This window comes from Mycolicibacterium sp. XJ870 (genome assembly GCF_053483975.1).
The window spans coordinates 275,685-294,221 of record NZ_JBEFTI010000001.1 but is presented as its reverse complement, the minus strand read 5'-3'; the positions used below and the strand labels follow the sequence as shown (position 1 = coordinate 294,221).

Sequence of the window (18,537 nt, the reverse complement as noted above, 5' to 3'; positions counted from 1 at the left end):
TCGCTACGTCTGGAGCAGGCCCAGGGCACAACTCTGTCGGACCCACCGCCTAGGGTCTTCCTGACATGAGCGTCAAAGAGCGAAGGACCAGGGGAAACGCATGACCGCACCGACAGTCATCATCGACCTTTCCCCCATCGTGCGACTCGACCAAAAGAACGATTGGCGTCATGTAGAGATGGTCGTCACGGCTTGGCGCGAACAAAAGGATGCCGGAGCGGTGTTCTACGGAATCGCCGACAACAGCCTCTGGTACAAGTTGGATGACTACGGTAAGCGGGGCCTCAACAGTTGGAAGAAGAACGGACGGGCTCGGTCTGTCTCATGGGCAGACCCCGAGGTTCTCGAACTCGCTGCAGAGCATCCCGACGCGACCATCATCACGACCGACCTGTTCCGCGACCACCGGCGCAAATTCCCGTGGCTTCAAGCGACGACGCGCGTAGTAGGACCACTGATTAACAACCAAACCGTGACGTTCGAGCAGCTCGACTATTCACCTATCGCCGACTACGAGGTATCTATGCGGGCGGAGGAGGCTGACCTCAAGCCCAAAGGTGTCAATAGCCCCGAGGCACGCCAAGCACTCCGATTCGAGTGGTCGTGTACAAACCCGGCCTGTGTCTGGGGCGGGACGGCGGTCATTGACGACGATCCTGCGTACAAAGACGGGAAAGTGTGCTGCCCAGAGTGCCGAGTGCCTGCGCGAAAGGTGGGGGCATGTGAGGACACACGTGAGATCGTGGTCCTTCTCGGCCACGGTGAAGTCGACAGATTCCCCATGACCGAAGGGATCTCGCTCGTGGTCGGTCGCGGACGTGGCAAGTCACGGTACGACGTCCGGACTGTCCTCGACGAGAATGACTACGCGTCCGTCAGCCGGGACCACCTGCGAATTACCAACGATTCGGGGCGGCTGCGCGTCGAGGACCTCGGATCACGCAATGGGACGTCGCTGATTCGTCAGGACGGGAACGAGTCTCCGCTTCAAGCGGGCATGCTTCAGAACCTCGAGAAGTCGGACCGACTAAGCCTCGCCCGGGGCGCTCTGCAGATCAGGCCGTCGGGGCGAAGACGTGCCCACGGCCGTTATGAACCCGACCTCACGGCACCTCCACAGCAACTCAACGAGAGGAACTAATCCCACATGTCTCTTCTGGATGCCTACGAGCCTGTTGCTGCGCGAACGCTGCCCGTTGTCCTGCTGCTCGACACGAGCGGCAGCATGCGGGCAGACGACAAGATCGACGTGCTGAATGAGAGCGTGACCGAGATGGTCGAGGCGCTTACGGATATCGATGCGGGCCACGGCTACATCACTCTGACCATCATCACCTTCGGCGGGGATTCCGCAACAATGGTCACAAACAATGTCCCAGTCGCCGACATCGAGTACTCGTCACTTATGGCGAGGGGACGGACCCCCATGGGCTCCGCGCTGCGCATTGCCCGCGAGCTCATCGAAGACTTCCCGTCCCGTTCCTTTCTGCCCACCGTTGCTCTCGTTTCTGATGGCATCCCTACCGACCCGAGCTGGGAGCCGGAGCTGGATCACTTGCTAACAAGCAAACGCGGGCAAAAGGCCAGCCGGTTTGCCCTGGCGATCGGGGCAGACGCAGACCGCGACCTGCTCGCACGATTCAGCGGCGGTGAAGTACACCAAGCCAGCGAAGCAGCCGAGATCCGGAAGTTTCTTCAGTTTGTGACGATGACTATCACTCAAGCCACGCTGTCCGTGTTCGCTCCCGACGTCCCCGCCGAGGTCGACTCGCAGCAGTCGATCCTGCGGCTACAGAGTGACGATGCCTTCTGAACTACGGCGCGTTGCCGATGACGCGGGAGTCGAGTTCACCCTCGACACGGAAATTGCAAGAGGCAACCAAGGTGCAGTCTATCGTGTAGCGGGCTATCCCGAATACGCCATCAAACTGCTCGATCGGCCAAGTGACCTCGAACGGATCGCCACGGTACGGCGGCTGCCCCTCGACGGGCTCCCCGTCGCGGCACCGCTCACCTTGATCCGAAGCGGCGGTTTTGGTTACCTCATGCGCCTGGCCAGCGACATGACCGCGGCCAGGGAGCCGTATCTTCCGCGAGTGTTCGGCCCGCGCGAAACCAAGACAGAGTGGTACGCCAGTACGGGTGGCCTCAAGCGGAGACTGGCGATCGCCGCCAACATGGCTGGCAGCATCGCCGCGCTCCACGAGCGCGGACTCGCCTACGTCGACCTCAATCCGAACAACGTCATGGTCTCCAACGACCTCACCCGGACCGAGACGTGGCTGATAGACACCGACAACGTCACATCGCGGTCGAATCCGAGGTGGGACATCCGCGGGTTCCCCGGGTACATGGCCCCCGAGCGTGCCAGACGGCCTGACAGCCCACCGTCAACATTGGCGGACGCGTACACCCTCGCCATTCACGTGTTCCGCATGTTGGTTATGCAGCATCCGCTCGAAGGGGTCGCTGCCGACGATGTCGACGGCGACACAGCCCAACAGCTGATGGATCAGGGCGAGCTGCCGTATGTCGCCGATCCTCAGGATCTCTCAAATCATCTTGCGCAACAGAGTTTTCCGGCTGGAATCTTTCCCCTTGTGATGAGTGGACGTATGCGCAAACTCGCCGAACAAACCTTCGGCGCAGGGAGACTCGACCCGACGCAGCGGCCTGGATCCGCGCGATGGCGCGAGGTGCTCTTCAACGCACTAGACAACGTGATCGACTGCCCAAACGGATGCGGATGGACCTACTTTCGGCTCCAAGCGAAGTGTCCGAGCTGTGGAACTCCCACCGGAGCCACAACGCTGATCACCGTGTATCCCGCGGCCGAGGAGCAGTCGCTACCAGCCCGTGACACCCTGGCGGCGAGCCCGAATCGTGATACCACGGTGATGCCCCGTCACCTTTGGGGACGTTTCGAGCAACCCGATCCCGTCGTGATATTCCGGCCCGTGTCAAGCGGATTCGAGGTCAGCGCTCAAGACGAGACTCAGATAGTCGACAGCTCCGGTAAGTGTGTCACCTCGATTCCAAAGCCTGAAGGCGACAAGGTCTATCACCTGCGCCTCGAAGTCGCCGGGCGCCCGTCCCGATTCCTCGCGATCCGCTCGGTGCAACCAGCATGAAGCTCAACGAGATTGCCCATACCTCTGAGCGAATCCTGAGACTCACACCGGCGGGAACGGTCGACGTCAAGAAACGAAGCTCAGTCCGGCTCCACATGACGCCGACCGGTGTAACAGTCCACGCAGGCTCGGATGCCGCGCTCTGTCTACGGCCGGACACCTTGGACTCCGAGTGGCTTGAGATGACGCTTGCCACAGGGGCGTACGTAGCTGAGTTGATCTCGGCCGGACGCGCTCCGAAGGCCGGGGTATCGGAGGTTGTCGTCCGCATCGTCACCTTCGACGGGGCCGAACGCTGGCCGGACGGCCGCGCGCTCGGTGTAGATGACACCACTGTCGAGGACGTGAATCGATTTCGCGACTCCAACGACTCAATTACTCGGGTAATTGAGTGGCTCCATCGAGAGCTGATCCCGGACGATGGGGAACCGTTCGCCGTGCTTGCTGCAGGAGGCGGCGAAGTGAATGACGGCGCCTTTCGAATCGTCGGCGCATCGATCTTCGCCGACTTCCGAATGGTCGACGACCGCCTCATCATTTCCCGCATCACCCGGCGCCAACAACAGTCCGAGAAACAACGACTCGTCCTGGCTCGCGGCAAGGTTGAAGTCGTCGACGCCACGCGGCTGGGGCGTCTCAGCGTCGCCGAAAAGCAGGAAATTCGGCGACTTGCTGAAGCCGATAACGCCTATCTTGCTATCTGGGAGGAATACAACAGCCTGGAGCGCAAGGCGGCGCAGCATGCCGCGAGAGACATCGGCTGGGCTGACTATGACCGCGTTCGTGAGCTCGGTGACGGCACGCTGGAATTCGAGCTGGTTCAGCACCGGCAGTCGGACGAGTTACGTGAACGGATCGGTACTGAAACGGTCGGACTTGAGGCAGGACGTGGCGTCGCATTCAAGGACGACGACTCGCGGACTGCCGTCATCGGCGAAGCATGGTTGCACGGCCACAAAGTGCGGCTTCGTCCCGACAAAGCGTATGAGCCTGACACCCTGCCTCCTCGCGGATCTCTGTCGGGGGCGTACACCCTGGACAAGATCAGGGTTGGACGACGGGAGAGCGCGCAACAGCGTATCGCCCAGGGTGAAACGATGCCTGCGCGTCAACTGGGCCTGATCCTCGCTGACAGACGCCCTCAGCCCGTAGGTCGAATACGGCGCCACAATCCGTTGTCTAACAGAGTCAGAGAACTGTTGGGGGGCAACCCGACAGATGCCCAAGTGGAGGCGATCGATCTCGCGATCAACTCCCGGGACGTTGTGCTAATTCAGGGACCACCGGGCACTGGCAAAACCCGGGTGATCGCGGCAATCCAGGCCAGGCTCACGGAACTCAACCAGCACGCCTCCGCGCTCAGCAAGCGAGTGTTGTTGACCAGCTACCAGCACGATGCCGTGGCGAACCTCGTGCTCGCCGCAAATGACGGCAACCTGCCACCAGTCAAACTGGGCCGCAACGAAAGTGCCGAGGATGACACCTACTTGGTTGCATGGACGGGCGACCTTCAGGAGCGCCTGGCGATGCGCTACGAGAACGTCCCAATGAATCAGGCGGTGCGGGCTCGCCGGGCACTTTTGGACAGGACAACCGCGTACCGCCAGCAGCCCTTCGACGTCCGCAACACCGTAGACTTACTCGAATGGGTCGCCGGCCAACTACATCTCGTGGGCAGCGACGTAGCCCACGAGGCCGGCAAGTTGGCTAAGCGACTTGCCTATAACCTTGGGGCGGACTCCGTACCACGTTCTCAGGCGTTGGTAGCGACGTGCGCACGCCGGCTCAGAACGACCGCCGAGTCCTACGCCGACGACGGTGCGCTCACGGCCACGGCTGCGTACGACACACAGGCTGTGTTCGATCTGCTCAATGAGCATGAGCGCGATGTACTTGAGACTGCCGCCAAGGGGCAAGACGCCGAGCTGGCAGCCGTGAACCTCGCAGAAATCGAGCGGAGTCTGCTGGACCGGCTACTTGATGCCCGGGCCCGTGCGAGTGTCGTCGCTACGATGCCGGCCGTAGAGGCGGTGCTACACCGTGCTCTAGAGGCGGCCGACCGAGAAGTTGAATTGTCAACCAGCCCAATCGATCTGGCCGTTGAAAAGTTCCGAGACGCTGTCGATCACCAACAGACCGCGCTCCGCGAGTCGCTCAAGCGGCATACGCGAGCGCTGGCCGCGACTTGTCAGCAGTCAGTCTCGGGCCCCATGCGCAACGCCCAGACCGTCCCGTTCGACACGGTGATCGTCGATGAAGCTGCACGGGCGAACCCCCTCGACTTGATGGTGCCGTTGAGTTTGGCTCAGGAACGGGTCATCCTCGTGGGAGACCACAGGCAACTACCGCAGCTCCTCGACGACAGCCTGGTGCCGAACCTGTCCAAGAGGCACGACCAGGACACGGTCTCGACCGTGCTCAACCGGTCGATGTTCGAGCGGCTCTACCTGAAGCTTCGCGACTGTGAGCGCGTTGACGGCACCAAGCGAGTGATCACGCTGGATCGTCAGTTCAGAACTCATCCAATCCTGGGCACCTTCGTCAGCGAGCAGTTCTATGAGCCGTTCGGGGAACATCTGCGAAATGGAAACCCCGAGGCTTCAGCGTTCGCACACGGCCTTGAGCGTTACGGCACATCGGCATGTGGGTGGATCGATGTCCCGCTGACATACGGGTCTGAGCGCACCGCGGGAACCAGCATCAGTCGTCCTGCGGAGGCAACGGTCATCGTCGAGGAGTTGATCGCTGCCCTCCAGGCGTCCGCCAACCTCACGTTCGGTGTCATCACGTTTTACTCGGGTCAGGTGTCGGCGATCTGGGAAGCCATGACCGACGCTGGCATGGCGTTTAGACAGGACAACACCTTTGGCCTCAACCGCTCCGTCCCGTGGCTTCACACCGACCGCGGTCTCCCGCGGGTCCGCATCGGCTCAGTTGACGCGTTCCAGGGGCGCGAGTTCGACGTGGTATTCCTGTCGACGACTCGTTCAAGCAAGCCGAGCCAACGACCGAGAAACAGGTTCGGCTTCCTAGTCCTCCCCAACCGGTTGTGCGTTGCGATGAGCCGCCAACGCAAGCTGCTGATTGCGGTCGGGGATGCAGATCAGATGACCTCGGCAGAAGGACGAGAAGCCGTGCCGGCCCTCGCCGCCTTCCATGAGCTGACGGGAGGTGCCCATGGCTTCCGTCGACTGGCGTGACCTTCCCGCTTACACGCTCGCAGAGCTACCGCCCCGAACGCGACACGTCGCACTCACCCCCGCGGTCCGGTGGCGTGTAGTTGTCGAAGACGTTGTCGAGATCGAGCACGACGTCATGCTCGACGCCGTACTACGGATCCGGGCGGCAGGCGAAGAGTCGCCAACCAGCATCGCCGATCTACTCCAACTACCCGAGGACCTAGTGCGACACTTGCTGTCTCACGCCGCGGCGGCGCGCATGGAAGTTTCCCACGATGGGCGACTCCAGGCGGGCGCATCGCGCGTGTCATGGATCTATCGCGACGTCGAGACCGGCGAACTGTGGCCGCACCCCTCAATGGAAGTACCGCCGCTGCAGCTTCGCTTTACAACGCCTCAACGAGCACGGTTCGACCGCGGTACGGCGGGCCGGCCGCAGCCTGTCGAATGCCTCCTCATGGACACCACACAGACCACGGCGGCCGAGCCAACGAGCATCGAACTAGCCCGCTTCAGTCGCACATCAGCAGACATCAACCGCCGCACGGCGCTCGTGAGCTCCGGCGAACGTTGCCTGGTGGCGAGCCCAGTTATCGGTAACGCAGCCGGGCATGCCATTTGGACGACTCGCGGAGCGCCTCATCTGACCCTGAGCCAACGCCTTACACAGTTGGGACAGGAACGGGAAGCCGTCAGAAGATGGCTAGCCAAGGTGCCGATGTCGGTCGCGACGCCACACGACGAACTACCGCTGCGCCAAGCCATCGCCGAGCTGCGGGAAGTTACAGATGAACGCAGGTCCGGCCACCAGACACTGGACACCGTAACGGTTTTGAGCCGCATTGGACTGTGTTTGAGCCGTTTCGTGGACCAGTTCCAATACAGTCACGGCATCAGTGGCACCTCCGATATTGACGTCGATGCGGCGATCCGCGCCGGTGGGCGTGCGGGCCTCAGCAAGGGCGAATCAGCAAAGATGGCGCAGTCGGAACGTGGAAGTGTTGGCCATAAGGTCTTGCGGCTACTTCTCGCCAAACCAAACCTCGATCCGCTGTTACTGGACTTCGTGAGAAGCGCCGCCGCCTTCACCGCCATCTCGCCGGAGTCTGCTGCGCGCCCAGCAGTCGACGACCTCGTTGACAGAACGATTGATATTTGCGATCGCCTCGCACTCGGATCGGAAGGTACGGATGGCAAGCAGGCAGGGTAAGAACCGCGCCGCGGTCTCAGAAGAGGACAAGATCGCCGAGCTGGAGGCGGAGGTCGCCGCAACCGAGTGGCTCGAGGACATCGACATGGATGACGAACCACTTGAGCCCCCAGGGTCCGAGATCAGTAACGCGACCAAACTCAAGAACATCTGGATCAAGGTCAAAGATCTCGAACGCCTTTGGATCAAGGCTCGCGAGAAGGCTGAGAGCGAGACGAAAGCATTCCAGGACGAGCGCGCGTCACTGGAGGTGGAGAAGACAGCGCTAACCGAGCGACTCGACCAGTTGGCCTCCCGAGAGGCTGATCTTGCGAAGGCCGAGTTGGAGCTTGAGCAGCACCGATCGGATGCCAGAGCTGGCTTCGCCTCAGAACTCCGCACGCTGACCGCGGAGGCCGCGAAACGGCGCGATGAAATACTCGCCGAAGCTGCGCGTCTGGAAGACGACGCGCGCGTCCGCACAAACGCCGTCGTGAGCGACGCGCAAGAAGCTCTGGACACTGAGCGTGCGGATCTGGCAGCGGAGCGAGCCCAGCTTCGACACGATGAATCGGCCCTGCGCCAGCGGGAATCCCAGATGGAAGACGATCTGGCGTTCGCCCAGAAAAAGGTCACGATGCTTAAGGAGCAGTTCGAGAATCGACTCAAAATTCAGGTCGCTCATTCCAATGAGCAGCTTGACGAGCAACGCGCGATCCTAGAGTTGGAGCGCAAGCGGCAGAGCGAGCGTGAGGACGAACTGCGCAGACTGCGGGCTGAACTCGCGCGGTATGGCGCCGATCCAGACGCCGCCAAGCACCGAAATGACGAACTTGTGCGACAGGTCAATGAACTGCGCGACGAGCTTTCACGGCGACCGCCCGCCGATGACGTAGCCGAGCTTCGCGAGAAGGCCAAGTCGCTTGTCGAAGCCCAAGATGAAGCCTCGCATTGGCGTCAACGGCACGATCAGATCGATCGTCAGCTCCGCTATCAACTAACGAATGTGGGTGAGCTGGAGGTCCTTCGTGACGAGCGTGACGCCTTGGCGGCGCAACGTGAAACGCTGAGACAAGCCATCACACAACAGCGCACCGACTGGGAAGAGCTTCAAGCCAAAGAGGGCTCAAAGGAACCTTTTCCGGCCTGCTCGGCCTACGACCGTGACTCTGCGCTCTCACAGCCGGCCGACACACGTGGCTTTGACTCGCTGGCTGGCTTGGTCTCCGAGGTACGCCACCGCATGGCGACAGACTCAACGACCCCGTTCTACTACTCGGAATCGGACGTTCGGCTTTTCCTGGCCGGTCTGGCGTCAAGTCGCCTGCATCTCCTGCAAGGCATTTCGGGGACAGGAAAGACCAGCCTCCCCCGGGAATTCTTCAAGGCGCTCAACAGCGGCGAGCCAGGATCAGCGCAAATTGTTGAGGTCCAGGCCGGCTGGCGCGACAAAGACGACTTGTTCGGCTTCTACAACGCGTTCGAGAAGCGGTTCGCTGAAAGTGAATTCACCAAGGCGCTTTACCGAGCCTTGCTTCCGGCGAACGCGGATCGGCCGATGGTCATCGTGCTGGATGAAATGAACCTCGCTCACCCCGAGCAGTATTTCGGAACCATGCTGTCGGTTCTGGAGAATGCAGTCACCGAGGTCGGCTACGTCGACTTGCTGACCAGTGAAATCCCCGGACTACCTGAGCAATTTGACGGTTCGCGTCTGCCGCTACCTCGGAATGTCTGGTTCGTCGGAACCGCGAACCACGACGAGACGACTGTCGCGTTCGCCGACAAGACGTACGACCGAGCCCACGTCCAAGAACTCCCCTCGCGCCACGAAGTCTTCGACGCCCGCCGACAAGGAGTCGACGACCCGATTTCGTTCCAGGATCTCCAAGCCGCCTTTGCCACAGCGTCGCAAGACCTTCGCGAGGAGGTCAAGCTGGTGCGCACGTTCCTGAATGGAAAGCTTCACGATCAGTTCGGGCGATTTGGAGTCGGATGGGGTAACCGCCTGGAACGTCAGCTTGAGCGATTCGTTCCGGTGATAGTGCAGGCCGGCGGTAGCCTCACGGAGGCCGTCGATCACCTCGTCTCAACCAAGCTGGCCCGCAAGCTCGAGGACCGGTTCGGCGTCAGCCCCGACGACCTGGGCGAGTTGGCCGATAACCTAGAGATGATCTGGGATCTCGACGGTGAATCTCCAACGAAGACAACCGAGCGAATTCGCAGGGAGGCCAACCGTCTTCGGGGCGGGTACGGCTCGTGATCGTTCCTCACGACCGGGTTACCGGCGTTCCTGGACCTCCATCCGAGGGTTGGACGGGTCGGTGGGCCCAAGGTGCCGAGCATCTGCTTGATCCTGTAGGAGGCAGTGCTAGCCGCGACACCACAATGTCAGATGACCTAGAAGCTGTCGCCTCGCTGGAAACAAGTCTCGCTGCCGCCGTGAAATCGGGATCATGGCTCGCACTCGCAGAGGTACCACTGCTTGCCAGGCATGATGACAACACGCTCGACCTCGAAGATCGTGAGCACATCCTTGAGGTGAACCTCGCGTCGATTGCTCGCATTTGCGAACGGTTTGTCACGCGGCTCGGTGAACGGTCGGAACTGCTACCGGTTTCCCGCGTGAAACGGCCCGCGCGACGAGCTCTGGAGCGCCTGTCGGCCCACACTGAGGACTGGGCGGCTCGAACGCTCTCAGGCCCCGTGCCACGGCGCGCGCTCGCCGTCACTCGGGAGCTTGACGCAGACCTCTACGAAAACCGGATGGTGATCGAGCTGGTTCATCCGATTTTGTCATCGACGCTGGCGAGTCGGATTCGTCAACTTCGACGGCTCACATCCGATCTTGCCGATCTGGAGCGGGCGAAGGATGAAGGCACATACAGGCGGAGGGACCGCCTGTACTCGTTCTGGGGCGCGGACGCTGCCCGCGCCGCCGAAACATCGAACCGTGCGGAAGGCACCATTGCGACGCTGGAGGCGATGGCTGCTCGGATCCAGACGCTCCGAGGGAGCACGCTCGGGGTGAAGTTGCGCGGGAAGCGGACCGGGCAACGAAGTTTGCGGACTACCAACGTGATTGCCAACGACCGCCACTACCGAGCCGCCAGCCTGGTCTGGTCCGCGTACGAACGCAAACAAGAAGCCGTGGAGTCCCCGGATGAACGCACGGCCCGATATCTCTCGCGACACGTTGCCTTCGACAATTACGCCCAGGGTCTTGTCATCAGATCCCTCGCCCAGCTTGGATACGAGCCCGCCGACGACGACCTTCCAGCCTCTGGGATGCCAATCGTTCTCCACGGGCCATGGGGCCAAGCGGAATTGCTGCGACACGCCGATGGGTCCATTGCCCTGTCGAGCCACGGCGTACACACCCGATTTGTGCCGCTCAGCGACGTTATCGGGCCAGACGACGACCAACCCGCGATCGTGGATCGGTGGGAGTCGATCACGGATGCGGTCAAGGTCCAGACCGTCGTTCTACACCTGACCGCGAGTGCGGCAGTTAGCGAGCTTCCACCACGGGTAGCCAGGGCAATGATGTCCGCCGGACCTGACAGCACCAACGGCCGTGCGCTCGTCTCAGGAGTTCCGGTTTCGCCTCTGGAAACGACCAGCCTCGAACGCGTCGCCCGCGCGATTGCTCTGGCGTTGCAATCCCCTGCCCTGCAAGACTTTCCACGCGAAATTCAACTCGGAGAAGAGCGTGTTCCGAGACGCCTGATCGCACACCTACTCAGCTCTGATCCCACTCAACGAGGTCTCAGTCCGTTGTTCCACAGCGCCAGCCCTGACAAGCTGGCTCTCCGCCGGCCGTTGGCGCCTAGCGAAAGGACGACACTCAACAATGCGATCCGCCAACTAAAGGATCGAGCGAAATCGACTGGGTGGGAAAAGGATTTCGTTGGGCCTATCGGCGTCCTGAGCAGTGCGATCGAGGATGCCTCAGAATCCCTTGTCCCGCTGCTTAACTGCCCTTCATGCCAACAGCGTGCCGACACATCCGAGGTGAAGCGCGAGGGAGATGTCTTCTCCCTCCTCTGCCGATCATGTGGTTGCCGATGGGGACTCGAGCGATGTGGAGTCTGCCGAGCACGCATCCCCATCATCGAGCCGGAACGTGAGTTAAGAAACCCCGAAGTACGCGAGCCGGGTTGGGTCGAACGGACCTACGGCCAGGATGCCCTCGCGTCACCGTGCTGGGCGATGACGGTTACTGGAAAGTACGTCTGCACCGAGTGCGGGTCATGTTCTGAATCCTCCACAGCGAGTGCAGAATGCCAACGTTGCAACACTGTGTCGACGGCACCTGAACGTTGACAGCTACCGTAAGGCGAAGACTTGAGGTCCCCGAAAAGGTATCCACCGAGGAATTCTGCGCGAATCCTCGATGGTTAGCTGACCCGTCACGCCACCGCCGCGGCGAAGGACTGGTACAGATCTCCAGATAACGGCGTGTGCAACTCCCAGGTGATGGCCATCGGCTTCTCGCCGACGTGGCCGCGATACGTGGCGGGGCCGAGGAACCAGAAGGCACGGTCGTCGGCGCGTAGGCGGCTGAACAGCATGATCGAGCGGCCGTCACGTTCGTGGTTTCGGTAGCGTAGACCGGTGTCGCTATCTGCTCGGGTGTTTGACTGGCTCTCCCAATGGATGAGCGAAGGGCTGATGGCGTAGTCGCGATAGCGGGTCGTCGGCGAAAATGCACCGCTGCTCTTGTCCAGGGTGAAGGCGAACAGCTCGGCGTTGGCGCTCTTGGCTTCGTACACGCCGGTCTGCCAGGGGGCAACCTTGGCGTTGCCACCAATGCCGAAAGCAGCCAGGATCTCGATCCGCGAGTAGCGGGCATGCACTTGCAGCGGCACGTCGGGGTGATCGTCGAGAGCGCCATGAAGGTGGTCAACCCGGTTGTCGAGTTCGAACAGCAGCTGGGCAAGCTCGGCGCGCACCTGCGGGTGTTCCCACAAGAGATCAACCGCCTCCTGTAAGGAAGTCTCCTTGTTCAAGACCTGGTCGCCAGTGCTGGCAACGAGCATCCGGATGAGGCGTCGCTGGCGCTCCGACAATCCCGAAACATCAACCGGGGTCGGTGATTTGAGGAGTTGCCGATAGGTGGCGATACGTTGGTCGTCGTCGATATGGAGTAGGCGGCCGAGCGCCTTGCGCAGCGGCTTCTCGTGCTCCCCTGCGGGTTCGGTCGGCACCCTTGCCGCCTCGCACAAATCCGACCAGCCGCGCGAGCCGTCGTATACGTCCGGCAAATCGAGACCGGACTCGGCGAGATACGTCGACAACGTCACGTCGGCATACTTCGCGTGGATGACTCGCAATTCTTCGATGCGCGCGGGCCACCGTGTGGGAATCGCTTCACGCAGGCTGCGCAGCACGATTTCGGACGCCTTTGCGTCCAGTTGCATGTAGCACCCGGCTGGGAGGAAGGGAAAGCCTTGCTGCACAGCGCGCTCGATGTCACGGCGGGTGCCACCGATGAGCGCACGGTAGCGCCGGTCGAAACGGAACTCACGGCGATGTATGCCGACGAAGTCGAGCACGGTGCAGAAGGTCTTGCCCTTGGAACGCCGCAAACCTCTCCCCAGCTGTTGCAGAAACAGCGTTGGGCTCTCTGTCGGGCGCAGCATGAGCACGACGTCAACGGTGGGCACGTCGACGCCTTCGTTGAAGAGGTCGACCGAGAAGACGACGCGAATCTTCCCGGCGGCGAGGTCCTGAAGCGCCGCCTTGCGGTCGGCCTGCGGGCTGTCACCCCATACCGCGACGGCGGGTACGCCGGCCTTGTTGAAGTGGTTCGCCATGAACTTCGCATGGTCGATGCTGACGCAGAAGCCCAAGGCGCGCATGACGCGATGGTCATCGGCCAGGCGGAGCACCTCTTGTAGGACGGTGCGGGCCCAGGCGTCGGTACTTGTGTAGAGGCTGCTCAGGGTTTCAAGGTCATAGCCTTGACCCCGGCGCCAGGGGATCTCCGTGAGGTCAAGGCCGTCGTGGATGCCGAAGTACATGAACGGCGAAAGACGCTGCTGGTCAATGGCGTCCCACAATCGCAGTTCCGCGGCGATGCGTTCGTCGAACCAATGCAGGATCGAGAGGTCGTCGCTGCGTTCCGGTGTGGCGGTGAGACCGAGTAGCTCGACGGGCTGCAGGTGATCGAGGAGCTTGCGGTATGAAGGTGCAGCCGCGTGGTGGAACTCGTCGACGATGACGACGTCGAAATGTTCCGGGGCAAGGTCATTAAGGTCGGCGGCGTTGAGGCTCTGCACCGAGGCAAAGACATGATCGAAGCGCTGCGGACGCGAACCCCCGATCCACTTCTCACCAAATGACGCATCGCGCAGCGCATAGCGGAAGGTAGCGAGACTCTGATCGAGGATCTCGTTGCGGTGCGCCACGAACAACAGCCTTGAGCGTGGCAACTCTTCACGCAGGCGCCCGTAGTCGACGGCGGCCATGACGGTCTTGCCGGTGCCGGTAGCGGCGACGAGCAGATTGCGATGGTAGCCGCGCTCGCGTGAGAGCTCGATCTGCTCAAGGAGGCGTTCCTGAAATGGCTCGAGACGCAGCTCGATGGGACTGAGGATGACGGTGGGACCGGTGTCGGTGCGGCCGGCCCGCTGTAACTCCTCGTCGAACTGCGCTGGGTCGTAGGGGACGAAGTCGGTGCTTTGCCAGTAGCTTTCGAACACCGCCTCGAACTTGGAGAGGATGTCGGGGTTTCGGGCCGAGGAGGCGCGGATGTTCCACTCGAGTCCGGTCACCTGGGCGGAGTGGGTCAGGTTGGACGATCCGACGTAGGCGGTGGAGAAGCCGGAACGACGGTGGAAGATCCAGGACTTTGCGTGCAGACGAGTAGTACTGAGGTCGTACGAGATTTGGACGTCTGCGCCGAGACCGACGAGTTGGTCGATCGCAGTCCGCTCGGTGGAGCCGGTGTAGGTCGTGGTGAGGATGCGCAGCGGTCTGCCGCGCTCGCAGTGCCCCCGCAGTGACCCGAGAAGGGGATTGATGCCGCTGCGTCGGATGAAGGCCATGACGACGTCGATCGCATCGGCCGAGTCAATTTCGGCATCGAGCTGGTTCAGCAGGCCCGGCTCGCCAGGGGCATTGGTGAGCAGGGTCGTGTCGAGGAGAGGGATGAGCGGTTCCGCGATCGGCCGCGGTGTCCCGTCCGGCCGGCGCCCTAGGATCGCGTGCAGGACCTCGCCCGGTTCAATGAGTGTGTCGGAAGTGTCGACGTTGATGATTTCGGCAAGCCGTGCGATGAGCGCTCGTGCCACTTCGACGCCGACTTGAACCCGGGTCTCCTCACCTACCGCCGCTAGGGATTGTTCGATTTGCCGGCTTAGATGCAGAGCGATCCGATCTGCGGCCTCGACATTGCGTAGCGGTCGCGTTTTGCGAAACGAACTTTCGGCTGGGTCGAGGTTTGCACGCAGCGCCTCGGTGAGGAGTACCTCGTAGATTCCAGGATTCAGTTCCGGCACGGCCTCACCCTAGGAGATAGAGGTGACAGAAGCAGCGAGCAGTGAGGGGCCCGCGTTTCGCGGTGTATAGGGCTACCGCAAAACCGTTTCACTCGCGCAACACCCAATCATCAGCGAGAAGTTGGGCCAGTTCCTCGACTTGTGCAAGCAGTCGCATCGGAGACCGCGCCAGATCCAAAGCATGACAACGGATCACCACATCAGAGCCCCGCACCGCGTGGGCGCAAACTGGCTCATTCCCTTTCGCGTACACAAGGTGTCCCTCCCTCAGCTGGAGCACGGTGCAATACGCCAACATTTGATACAGGTCGGCATTAGGGAAGCCGTCTGGCCGCTCGGCCTTGTACTTCGCGTCTACGACGGCCCGCGGCTCATCGTCGCAATACCAGACCAGGTCAGGCTTCATGTCGACCTGATCCGCGTCATCCAAGTGCAGCGGGTCTTGCGGCACGCATCGTCCGCCCAATTTCCCCAATGCCTCGCTGAGTGCGATCGTCACGAAATCCTCGAAAACCCGCCACATATCGAACATGTAGCCCGTGACCCTGACGTCGCCGACCTGATGCTCGAAAGACTCTGCAGCAAGAATGATTTCGGCCAACCGCAGAGCGGGTTGATAGCGCGTATTCAACCTGCTCGGCTGCCAGCTGGGCAGTGCGGCCCCGCGCGGCAAGGCAGAAACGTCGGCGAAAGAGCGGCGCAACCGCAGTAGCCGTCGGCGGGCTGTCTCGCTGAGACGCGGCACCGTCAGCAACCGCATGGTCGCCATGAGTAGCAGCCGATTCTCGGCGATGTCGACGGTGAAGTCGTCGTACTCGACGGCCAGCGGGACCGGCAATCCGTACAGGCGGGTCATCTGCTCCCCAGCCAGCATTCGTCCGCGCAACACCGGCAGCCGCTCGGAGATCGTTCGGTACCCCTGCAACAGCCCCTGCTCGACTGCCCGGGATGCGATGCGCGCGAACGCTTCGGCGATGCCGGGCAGCAACTCGTCCGCGCCGGCGAGGTCCACCGGATCATCGCGCCAAATACTGGGATCCCTCGCATATCCCAACAGAAACAGCAGGCGGTTCAGATCGGTGATCTTGGGGCGGACCACGATTTGCCGCTCACCCAGGGCCACAGCCCCGACCTTGCGGCCCGCGGCCAGCTCATAAATCCCTGCCTCTAGCGTGGGCGTAACGGAGACGAATCCCACCAGCTGCAGAGCCAGATACTCCGACGACGTAAATGCGACAGGCGCCGCTAACCCGCCCTCAGTCAGCGTCAGCGGTGGCGGTGCCATCGGAACCTGCATCCGTCGACGCGGAGGGCTCGCCGCTAACGCCCACAGCGACAGCCTCCTTCGCCTTCACAGCCTTGCGGATCGCATCGAGTCCATATCGGGAGCGCACGTCGATGGTGCGGTCGCCATAGTGGTGTTCCTCCAGCAGCGGCAGAATATCGGTGCGCCACACCCGTTCGAGGCCCTTCCCGCTGCTGTCGAACACTGCCGGCCGCATGAAGTACGACGGCCCGATCTTGAAGTCGACGTCGGCGATCCGCGCGTTGAGTTCGTCGAGCAGGTCGGCAACCTCCCCAGTGTGCCCCTTCGCCGCCAGCCAGCTGCGCAAGATTCCGTTGGTGGGTTGTTCGGATGGATGGAGCGGCAGGAACGCAAAGCGCCGACGGATCGCGGCATCGACGAGGGCGATCGAGCGGTCCGCGGTGTTCATGGTGCCAAGGATGATGATGTTCTTTGGCAGTGAGAACGGCTCGGTGTTGTCCGACGAATACAGCAGATCGATGGTTTCGTCACGGTATTCCAGCAGGAAGTACAACTCTCCGAAGATCTTCGGCAGGTTGCCACGGTTAATCTCGTCAACGATGAGTACGTAGACGGCGTCAGGATTGTCGGTTGCACGATCGACCAGCGATCGCAAGGGGCCTGGGGTGAGCGCGAAGCCCACCTGTCCCCCGTTACCGCCGTGCGGCCGGAAGCCCTCGAAGAAGTCTTCGTAGGAGTACGCGGGATGGAATTGGACGATGGTGACGTTCGCCGCATCGGTCAGGTATCGAGCGAGTTCCTTGGCAAGGTAGGTCTTTCCGGTTCCAGGTGGCCCGTAGTAGATGAGCTGGGGACGGTCCCGGAGCAGGTCGATACATTCCTGCAGCCAACCCTTGGACACGTGCAGGCGGGTTGCCAACTCGTCGGATGCGTCGGGCAGGTTCAACGATGACGCGCGCGGTGCCGGAGCACGGCGGTCAGCAAGTGCCAGCATGGTGTCGAGATGCTGGCTGAGATCGAGCACTTCGCCTTGTGCGCTCATACGCGCGGCGACTTCACTGGGCAATTCCGACCACGGCAGCGGCCGGTCATGCCACTTCACGGTGCGACGCAGGTTAGAGCGGCCGTCACTGCTCTTCGCGAACTCAGCCTCGCCGGTGACACTGGCGAAGTACACCTGGCCTTGGCTCACGGTGACGATCAAGTCTCCGGGATGCATCCGGGCAAGGAAGGTGTAGAACTCGTCGAACTTCTCTTGGCGGGCGGCGTATCCCGAGGATCGATAGTCCTCATCCACAAATGCCTTGAGTTCGTCCCGGCTGACATCTGGATCGACGGCCCGAAGCAGGCTGGCGGCGAGGGAGACCGTTCCTTTCCTCCGCCAAGTCGGCACCATGTCTTGGCCTTTGACGTTGGATCCGTGCACTTTCCACGCATGCTGAACATCGGCAGGAGGAGGTGGCTGGACCTGTTGCCATCGTTCGACCCACGGGGACGCGTACAGGTCGACCGGCCCGCCTTGTTCGGCCATGATCGCCTCGTTGATGTCATGCAGGTCGCTGTCGACATCACCGACGGGGCGGTCTAGGTACTGCGAAGCGAACGCATCACGGATTGTCCGGCGTTGCGTCCCGTTCACGATCGGCAGGAAGAACTTCGGGAATGCCAAGTACAGTAGCGACTGTCGTTGCGCGGCTTGCCCAGTCGGCACGGCATCGACTTCGGCCCGGAACACCAGCGGACCGGCGAGGGCGTCCGCCGTGCGTTTCTCGGTCAGGGCTTTAAAGTGCTGAGCCACTTCGATGAGGTAGACCAGCTGCTTCCACCGATAGTTCCCAAACGCCTGGCCACCGTGGTAGACACCGCCAGCGGCCAGGACCTGCTCAACGTCGGCCGGTATCTCAACTGACGGGTCCGTGAGGTTCAAGACCGTCCGCACATGCTTAACCTTGAGTGGCCCGCCGAGGTTGGTGAGGGGCAAGACATTGACAATCAGCAGCTCGGCGAATAGCTGGATCGCACCAGACGAGCTCGCGGCCAGCTGTTGTTCGAGCTTCTCGAAGAAATCGTCGGGTCCCATGTCGGGTCGGTCCACATAGTCGCGTTTGAGCTCGGCCAAATGCTCGGCGGTCCAGATTGGATGCCCGGGTGTAAGCAGCGAATCATCATGTCCGAAACCAGATTCGATCAGGCGACGGCCGATCTCCTCAACCTGCGGCGCCGTGTTCCGACCGAACGAGGCCATTTCATCGGTAGTCACGCTGCA

Annotated in this window: 10 protein-coding genes; 7 read left to right on the top strand and 3 right to left on the bottom strand. The window is 61.8% G+C overall.

The window, feature by feature from the left end; all coding sequences use genetic code 11:
* Window positions 1–100: 100 nt before the first annotated feature.
* The 7 genes from ABQF30_RS01445 (at window position 101) to ABQF30_RS01415 (ending at window position 11,825) form a co-directional block, all read left to right on the top strand.
* Window positions 101–1,141 carry an FHA domain-containing protein gene (locus ABQF30_RS01445; RefSeq protein WP_448460445.1) on the top strand — a complete coding sequence of 347 codons (1,041 nt, stop codon included), beginning with the start codon at window positions 101–103 and terminating at the stop codon, window positions 1,139–1,141.
* Between the two features lie 6 nt (window positions 1,142–1,147).
* Window positions 1,148–1,813 carry a vWA domain-containing protein gene (locus tag ABQF30_RS01440; protein WP_448460443.1) on the top strand — a complete coding sequence of 222 codons (666 nt, stop codon included), beginning with the start codon at window positions 1,148–1,150 and terminating at the stop codon, window positions 1,811–1,813.
* On the top strand, window positions 1,803–3,131 hold the full coding sequence (locus ABQF30_RS01435) for a protein kinase domain-containing protein (protein ID WP_448463354.1): 1,329 nt from the start codon (window positions 1,803–1,805) through the stop codon (window positions 3,129–3,131). The genes ABQF30_RS01440 and ABQF30_RS01435 overlap by 11 nt, the downstream gene beginning before the upstream one ends.
* Complete coding sequence (locus ABQF30_RS01430) at window positions 3,128–6,331, top strand: DEAD/DEAH box helicase (protein WP_448460441.1); 3,204 nt, start codon at window positions 3,128–3,130, stop codon at window positions 6,329–6,331. Before ABQF30_RS01435 ends, ABQF30_RS01430 begins: the two co-directional genes overlap by 4 nt.
* The gene (locus tag ABQF30_RS01425; RefSeq protein WP_448460439.1) at window positions 6,309–7,520 is read left to right on the top strand and encodes a hypothetical protein; all 1,212 of its coding nucleotides are present in this window, start codon (window positions 6,309–6,311) and stop codon (window positions 7,518–7,520) included. The genes ABQF30_RS01430 and ABQF30_RS01425 overlap by 23 nt, the downstream gene beginning before the upstream one ends.
* The gene (locus ABQF30_RS01420; RefSeq protein WP_448460438.1) at window positions 7,501–9,762 is read left to right on the top strand and encodes an AAA family ATPase; all 2,262 of its coding nucleotides are present in this window, start codon (window positions 7,501–7,503) and stop codon (window positions 9,760–9,762) included. Before ABQF30_RS01425 ends, ABQF30_RS01420 begins: the two co-directional genes overlap by 20 nt.
* 125 nt (window positions 9,763–9,887) lie before the next feature.
* Window positions 9,888–11,825 (top strand): hypothetical protein, encoded by a 1,938-nt coding sequence (locus ABQF30_RS01415; RefSeq protein ID WP_448460436.1) that lies wholly within the window; start codon window positions 9,888–9,890, stop codon window positions 11,823–11,825.
* A gap of 86 nt (window positions 11,826–11,911) precedes the next feature.
* Here the strand turns inward: ABQF30_RS01415 and ABQF30_RS01410 are convergent, their stop codons facing one another.
* The 3 genes from ABQF30_RS01410 to ABQF30_RS01400 form a co-directional block, all read right to left on the bottom strand.
* Window positions 11,912–15,004 carry a DUF3427 domain-containing protein gene (locus ABQF30_RS01410; RefSeq protein ID WP_448460434.1) on the bottom strand — a complete coding sequence of 1,031 codons (3,093 nt, stop codon included), beginning with the start codon at window positions 15,002–15,004 and terminating at the stop codon, window positions 11,912–11,914.
* Between the two features lie 88 nt (window positions 15,005–15,092).
* Window positions 15,093–16,289 carry an McrC family protein gene (locus tag ABQF30_RS01405; protein ID WP_448460432.1) on the bottom strand — a complete coding sequence of 399 codons (1,197 nt, stop codon included), beginning with the start codon at window positions 16,287–16,289 and terminating at the stop codon, window positions 15,093–15,095.
* A complete protein-coding gene (locus tag ABQF30_RS01400; protein WP_448460430.1) occupies window positions 16,261–18,531 on the bottom strand; it encodes an McrB family protein in 2,271 nt (756 codons plus the stop codon). Before ABQF30_RS01400 ends, ABQF30_RS01405 begins: the two co-directional genes overlap by 29 nt.
* Window positions 18,532–18,537: the final 6 nt, after the last annotated feature.